Annotated in this window: 1 protein-coding gene; it reads left to right on the top strand. The window is 35.2% G+C overall.

The annotated features are described in order from the left end of the window. The first annotated feature begins 137 nt into the window (after positions 1-137). On the top strand, positions 138-1,253 hold the full coding sequence (locus F6K22_RS40245) for a metallophosphoesterase family protein (RefSeq protein ID WP_293110705.1): 1,116 nt from the start codon (positions 138-140) through the stop codon (positions 1,251-1,253). Positions 1,254-1,688 lie beyond the last annotated feature (435 nt).

The raw sequence follows: 1,688 nt of genomic DNA, 5'->3' as shown, positions 1-1,688 counted from the left end.
ATTTCACATATGGTGTTTGAAACTATTTGTGACATCTTTAAAGTTAATTGGTATTACCTGCCATCTGCCTATTGGTTTGATATTTTTTTAAACCCATCTACTTATATAATTTATTTGATTTATTTTGGGCAAAAAATATGAGGTTTAAGCGTCGTGATTTACTAATTTTTCTGGGTAGTGCATTTGGATTGGGATTAGCTGAAATTTTCCGCAGAATATTTCAGCCAAGCAAAACTATAAATCTCGAAAAGACTAATTCCCAACTTCCAGAAAATCCAATTATTTATCCTTCAGAAATTCCTACTCCATTAACACCCGCTCCACCAGGAATGTTTGCTCCGAAAAAAGGAGATATTCGACTGGTAATTATTAGTGACTTAAATAGTAGATATGGTTCCACAACTTATGAATCTCAAGTGGAAAAAACTATTCCTTTAATTTCTGAATGGCAACCAGATTTAGTGCTTTGTGCGGGTGACATGATTGCTGGACAAAAACTGTCACTTACTGAAGCAAATATTCAAGCTATGTGGAATAGTTTTGACCGCTACATTGTCACACCATTACGTCAAACTAAACAACCACTTGCTATTACTATTGGCAATGACGATGCTTCTAGTTATATTAAGTCTGGAAAATTTATATTTGCCAAAGAACGTAGACTAGCAAAGAATTATTGGAGTCAACATCAAAAAGATTTAAACCTAGAATTTTTCGAGGGAGATGAGTTTCCTTTTTACTATAGTTTTTTGCACAAAGAAATTTTTTATTTAATTTGGGATGCCTCTACATTTCAGATTCCTACTCAACAATTAGAATGGGTAGAAAAAAGTTTAGCAAATAGTCAAGCACAAACAGCAAAAATGCGAATTGTAATGGGGCATTTACCTCTTTATGCTGTGGCAGTTGGCAGAAATAAATTTGGTGATGTTTTGACAGAAGCTGAGGAGTTACAAACTCTGCTAGAAAAATATAATGTGCATCTATATATTAGCGGTCATCATCATGCTTATTTTCCTGGTTATAAAGGTAATTTAAAATTGCTGCATAGTGGTGCTTTAGGTAGCGGACCTCGCGTTTTACTTAATAGTAATTTACCACCTAGAAATACTTTTACTGTTGTAGATATTAATCTGGAACAAAGCAAAAGTTTTTACACTACTTACGACATGAAAACTTTGGCAGTTATTAATCCACAGGAATTACCAGAAAAAATTACTGGTTTTAATAGCTCCGTGTGGCGGGAGTTATAGCTGAAGTTAGAAGTCAGAATTCAGAAGTCAAAAGTAAGATAAATTAACTGTTTTTATTAATGCTACTTAGACATTTTATAGGATAAAAATTGCTATAACTATTACTAATAAAGGATTTATAGCAATCCTAAATAGGTCGCGGGTAATCAAAAAGTAGATAAAAAACTTCAAACTCCGGCCTGTTCCCTATTCCCTATTCCCTGTTCCCTATTCCCTAAAAGCGTTCATTAATGGATAATTGATAATGGCGAACTTGATAATTACAAGAAGGTTTTAACCGTACGGGAATTGAATATAAGGAAATATTATTTCTTCTCTCTTGGGAGATTGGAGGCAAGCGTTTGCGCTTCGCAAAGCTTCGAAGTTCGCGTAGCGTCCCGGAGGGAACGGAGACCTCGCCATCCCATCCTAACGGACTGCTCCGCTTTCCGACCG

This window comes from Okeania sp. SIO2F4, from assembly GCF_010672385.1.
In the GTDB taxonomy this organism is placed as follows: domain Bacteria; phylum Cyanobacteriota; class Cyanobacteriia; order Cyanobacteriales; family Microcoleaceae; genus Trichodesmium.
This window is presented reverse-complemented; position numbering and strand designations above follow the sequence as displayed.

What these genes read in the sequence shown, in the direction of transcription:
- F6K22_RS40245 (WP_293110705.1), top strand. Translation starts at nt 138, where the DNA reads ATGAGGTTTAAGCGTCGTGATTTACTAATTTTTCTGGGTAGTGCATTT.